General features: G+C 71.4%; 5 protein-coding genes. 4 read left to right on the top strand and 1 reads right to left on the bottom strand.

The features are described from left to right. Positions 1–123: 123 nt before the first annotated feature. Positions 124–1,233, bottom strand: coding sequence for a LysM domain-containing protein (locus tag SCI24_RS20965; protein ID WP_318727216.1), 1,110 nt, complete (start codon positions 1,231–1,233; stop codon positions 124–126). A gap of 170 nt (positions 1,234–1,403) precedes the next feature. Here SCI24_RS20965 and def point away from each other — a divergent pair, with 170 nt between their 5' ends. From def to SCI24_RS20945, 4 genes are all read left to right on the top strand, one after another. Further along, entirely contained in the window at positions 1,404–1,916 is a 513-nt protein-coding gene (gene def / locus SCI24_RS20960; RefSeq protein ID WP_318727215.1) for a peptide deformylase, read from the top strand. A gap of 111 nt (positions 1,917–2,027) precedes the next feature. Then, the gene (fmt, locus tag SCI24_RS20955) at positions 2,028–3,017 is read left to right on the top strand and encodes a methionyl-tRNA formyltransferase (RefSeq protein WP_318727214.1); all 990 of its coding nucleotides are present in this window, start codon (positions 2,028–2,030) and stop codon (positions 3,015–3,017) included. Continuing rightward, on the top strand, positions 3,014–4,366 hold the full coding sequence (rsmB, locus tag SCI24_RS20950) for a 16S rRNA (cytosine(967)-C(5))-methyltransferase RsmB (protein WP_318727213.1): 1,353 nt from the start codon (positions 3,014–3,016) through the stop codon (positions 4,364–4,366). The genes fmt and rsmB overlap by 4 nt, the downstream gene beginning before the upstream one ends. A 35-nt stretch (positions 4,367–4,401) precedes the next feature. After that, positions 4,402–4,608: a dodecin gene (locus tag SCI24_RS20945; protein WP_133637016.1), complete on the top strand. Its 207-nt coding sequence runs from the start codon at positions 4,402–4,404 to the stop codon at positions 4,606–4,608. Positions 4,609–4,803: the final 195 nt, after the last annotated feature.

Genomic DNA, 4,803 nt, shown 5'->3' with positions numbered 1-4,803 from the left:
CCGCCAGCCAGCCATCCGGCCAGTCGGGTCGCGCCGCCACCAGCTCGGCCAGGCGCGCGGCGCCCATGCCGGGCAGCCGGGCGAGGGCCAGCCATTCCCGCGCCTGCACCGTCGGCTCCCGCCCTAGCGCAGCGCCGTATCCAGCAGGCGCTGCGGGCTGTGGATGCGGTCGCCCACGGAGAGGGTGCGACTGGCCTGCATCACCAGGCCGTAGCTCATCTTCTCGTAGGGACGGAAGACCATCACCAGGCCGGCATCCTCGCCGGGCAGGCGCAGCGCCTCGCCGGTGCGCGGGTCACTGACCAGCTCGCCGCGCTGCTCGACCATCAGCACATGGCCCGCCTCCAGGCCGTCGCGCCGGCCGCGGTCCAGCGCCACCACCTGCAGGCGGCCGATGAAGCGCACGCCGCCGGGCACCGCCAGGATGCGCCCCTCGACCTCCCGGTCGGGGGCCCGGGGCAGGAACTCGGTGACCAGCCGGCGATCCTCCAGCGGCAGCACGATGTCGTCGTTGCGCACCTCCTGGCTGGAGGAGGTCACCTCCAGCACCGCGATGTCCTCCTCCTGGCGCAGGCGGCGCGCCTGGCCGACGCTCTCAAGCTCGAGGCCGAGCGGCTCGCCGCTGGCGCTGTCGACATAGCGCTCACCGACCCGGTAGATGCCGAAGCGGCCGCCGCCCTCGACCCGGCCCCGGGCGTAGAGGCGGTCGCCGCCGCCGCTGACCAGACGACCATCGTCCCCGGCGACCACATAGGCCAGCTCGTCCAGCGCCTCGGGGTCATCGATGACGCGATGCTCGCGCAGGAAGTGGCGCACGGCATCCAGGGGAATCGGCTCGATGGCCTCGCGGTGCGGGGTGGTGCGGACCTCCGGCGATAGCCGGACCATGCCCTGGCCACGCTCGAGGCCGAGACAGGGACGGCCGTTGCAGTCATAGAGGTAGACGACGTCGCCGGGATAGATCAGGTGCGGGTTCTCGATCTGCGGGTTGACCTGCCACACCTCGGGCCACTGCCAGGGATGCTGCAGGAAGCGGCCGGAGATGTCCCACAGAGTGTCCCCCCTGACCACCGTATAGCGATCCGGGGCATCGCCTCTCAGGCCATCCTCCCAGGAGAGTCCCTGGGCCTGGGCCAGCGTGGCGGCGAGGCCCAGGGCCCCACCCACCAGCAAGGTACCGATCCCCCCCTTCAGCCGCTGGCGCCACCCCGCTGCGCATCCTGTCTGTCTCATCCCTGCTCTCCCCCGCGTTGCTGGCCTCACGCCTGGCGCCATGGAACGACGACGACGTGGTATAGTCAGATACTATCGATGTGATGCACGCTCGGCGGTTTCGCCCCCGGGCGCGTACCTCTAGAATAGTGTCATCTTGTAAATGACAGCATAACGGTGATTCCAACGCCATGGCCAAATTACCCATCCTCGAATTTCCCGACGAGCGGCTGCGCAACATCGCGACGCCGGTCGAGACGGTAGACGACGAGGTGCGCCGGCTGGTCGACGACATGCTCGAGACCATGTACGACGCGCGCGGCATCGGACTGGCCGCTACCCAGGTGGACGTGCATCGCCGGGTCATCGTCATGGACGTCAGCGACGACCAGTCGCAGCCGCTGGTGCTGATCAACCCGGAATTCACGCCCATCGGCGACGAACGCGAGCCGATGCAGGAGGGCTGCCTGTCGATCCCGGAGTACTACGCTGATGTCCCCCGCGCCTTGAAGGTACACCTCAAGGCGCTGGGTCGTGACGGCCAGCCCTACGAGATGCAGGCCGAGGGCCTGCTCGCCCACTGCATCCAGCACGAGTACGATCACCTGGAGGGGGTGCTGTTCGTCGACTACCTCTCCGCGCTCAAGCGCGACCGGGTGATGAAGAAGATGCAGAAGCGCCACCGGCTGATGCAGCCCGCCTGACCCCTGCCGAACCGATCTCCCCGAGAAGGCCGACGCCGTTGCGTCGGCCTTCGTCGTTTCCGGCCAGCTCCGTTATCATGAGGGGCATCGCCCACTGGCAAGGCCCTGAACATGTCACGACCCCTGCGCGTCATCTTCGCCGGCACCCCCGACTTCGCCGCCGAGAACCTGGCGGCGCTGCTGGCGAGCCGCCACGACGTCGTCGCCGTCTATACCCAGCCCGACCGCCCGGCCGGCCGCGGTCGCAGGCTGACCCCGGGCCCCGTGAAGGCACTCGCGCAGGAGCATGGCCTGCCGGTCTTCCAGCCGGTGACCCTCAAGGCGCCCGAGGCACAGGCCGAGCTGGCGGGCCTCGAGGCCGACATCATGGTGGTGGTGGCCTACGGGCTGATCCTGCCCCGCGCCGTGCTCGAGATCCCTCCGCTGGGCTGTCTCAACGTCCACGCCTCGCTGCTGCCGCGCTGGCGCGGGGCGGCCCCCATCCAGCGGGCCATCGAGGCCGGCGACGAGGAGAGTGGCGTGACCATCATGCAGATGGACGCGGGCCTCGACACCGGCGACATGCTGCTGGTGCGCCGCACCCCGATCACCGCCACCACCACCGGCGGCGAGCTCCATGACCGCCTGGCGAGCCTTGGCGGCCAGGCGATCGTCGAGGCGCTGGATGCGCTGGCCGGTCCCGGACTCGACGCCACGCCCCAGCCCGAAGCGGGGGTCACCTACGCCGCCAAGCTCTCCAAGGCCGAGGCGGAGCTCGACTTCCACCGCCCGGCGGTCGAGCTCGCCGCCCGGATCCGCGCCTTCAACCCCTGGCCGGTGGCCTGGTGCGCCCTGGGCAATGACCGCCTGCGCCTGCTGATGGCCGAGGCGGGCGCGCTCGCCGAGGGCGAATCCCCCGCCGCCCCTGGCACCCTGCTCGCCCACGGCCCCGATGCGCTACGCATCGCCTGCGGCCCCGCGGGCGACCAGGTGCTCGAGGTGACCCGCGCCCAGCTGCCCGGCGGCAAGCCCCTGGCGGTGAGCGAACTGCTCAAGGCCCGTGCCGAGCGCCTCGCGCCCGGCACCCGGCTGGGACACACCGATGAGGAGGCCACCCAATGAGTCAGGCACCCCCCGCGCCCCGCGACCGGGAAGGCAGTCGCGACAACGGCCTGGCCGTGCGGGCCGCCGCCGCCCGCGCCCTGGCCCCGGTGATCACCGGCAAGGGCTCCCTCACCGGCCTCGATGACCACCAGGTGGTGGCCCGCGACCGCGCCCTGTTCAAGGCGCTCTGCTTCGGCACCTGCCGCACCCTGCCACGCCTCGAGGCGCTGGCCGGCAAGCTGCTGGCCAAGCCGTTCAAGGCCCGCGACGCCGACGTCCAGGCCCTGCTGCTGCTCGGCATCCACCAGCTGCTCTACCTGCGCATCCCGGCCCACGCCGCCGTGGGCGAGACGGCCGGCGCCGCGCGCCTGCTCGGCAAGGAGTGGGCTACCCGGGTCCTCAACGGCTGCCTGCGTCGCCTGCAGCGCGAGAGCGCCGAGCTCCAGGCCGAGGTCGACCGCGACCCGGCCGTGGCGCTGCTGCATCCCCGCTGGTGGCTCAAGGCCCTGCGCCAGGCCTGGCCCGACGACTGGCGCGCCATCTGCGCGGCCAACAACACGCCGGGGCCCATGACGCTGCGGATCAACCGCCGCCATGGCGACCGCGAGATGTACCTGGACCGCCTCGCCGCGGCGGGCATCCCGGCTCGCCTCTGTGCGCACGCCCCGGACGGCCTGACCCTCGAGACACCCCGCGACGTCGAGATGCTGCCCGGCTTCGCCGATGGCCATGTCAGCGTCCAGGACGAGTCGGCCCAGCTCGCCGCCGTGCTGCTCGGCCCATCGCTGGCCCCCCGGCCCGGTGCCAGGGTGCTGGACGCCTGCTGCGCCCCCGGCGGCAAGACCGCCCACCTGCTGGAACTCTTCGACATCGACCTGCAGGCCGTCGACAGCGATGCCGCCCGCCTGGCCCGGGTCGAGGATACCCTCTCGCGCCTGGGGCTCGCCGCGACCCTGGCCGAGGGCGATGCCACCACCCGCGACTGGTGGGACGGCACGCCCTTCGACGCCATCCTGCTCGATGCCCCCTGCTCCGGCAGCGGCGTGATCCGCCGCCACCCCGACATCAAGCGGCTGCGTCGCCCCTCGGACATCCCCAGGCTGGCCGAGCTCCAGGCCCGGCTGCTCGACAACCTCTGGCCGCTGCTGCGCCCCGGCGGCACCCTGCTCTACGCCACCTGCTCGGTGCTGCCCGAGGAGAACGCCGAGCAGATCGAGCGCTTCCTCGCCCGCACCCCCGAGGCGGTGGCGACCACCCCGGCCGACATGGCCTGGGGCCGCGCCTCGGGTGCCGGGCGGCAATTGCTGCCAGAGCCCGACAGCCACGACGGCTTCTTCTATGCCAGACTGGAGAGGCACCCCGCCTGAGGGCGGACGCTCCGTTCCCTGACACTGGAGGTCCCATGAGCCACCACACCTACAAGCACATCGAACTGACGGGCTCCTCGGAGAAGGACATCGAGGACGCCATCCAGAGTGCGCTGACCAAGGCAGCCGAGAGCCTGCATGGCATGCGCTGGTTCGAGGTCGTGGACACCCGCGGCCACATCGAGCACGGGCGGGTCGCCCACTGGCAGGTCACCATCAAGGTCGGCTTCACCCTTGACTGAGCCACGACGCGGCCTGTTCTTCTCACGGCGGCTGGTTTAGGCTTGCCTCGTCATGTTGCGGCGCACAAGGTGCGCCGCGCTCGGTACCCCTCGGCCTGACCGGAGCGGACGGCAACGACCATGAAGATCATCATCCTCGGCGCCGGCCAGGTCGGCGGCACCCTGGCCGAGCACCTGGCCCGGGAGGAGAACGAC

It is taken from the genome of Halomonas sp. (assembly GCF_033549285.1).
In the GTDB taxonomy this organism is placed as follows: Bacteria; Pseudomonadota; Gammaproteobacteria; order Pseudomonadales; family Halomonadaceae; genus Halomonas.
Note: the sequence above shows the minus strand (reverse complement) of the source record. Positions and strands in the feature narration are given on the sequence as shown.

Excerpts from the sequence above, each read along its gene's own strand:
- fmt (WP_318727214.1), top strand. The coding sequence starts at position 2,028 with ATGTCACGACCCCTGCGCGTCATCTTCGCCGGCACCCCCGACTTCGCC.
- SCI24_RS20945 (WP_133637016.1), top strand. The coding sequence starts at position 4,402 with ATGAGCCACCACACCTACAAGCACATCGAACTGACGGGCTCCTCGGAG.
- def (WP_318727215.1), top strand. The coding sequence starts at position 1,404 with ATGGCCAAATTACCCATCCTCGAATTTCCCGACGAGCGGCTGCGCAAC.
- rsmB (WP_318727213.1), top strand. The coding sequence starts at position 3,014 with ATGAGTCAGGCACCCCCCGCGCCCCGCGACCGGGAAGGCAGTCGCGAC.
- SCI24_RS20965 (WP_318727216.1), bottom strand. The coding sequence starts at position 1,233 with ATGAGACAGACAGGATGCGCAGCGGGGTGGCGCCAGCGGCTGAAGGGG.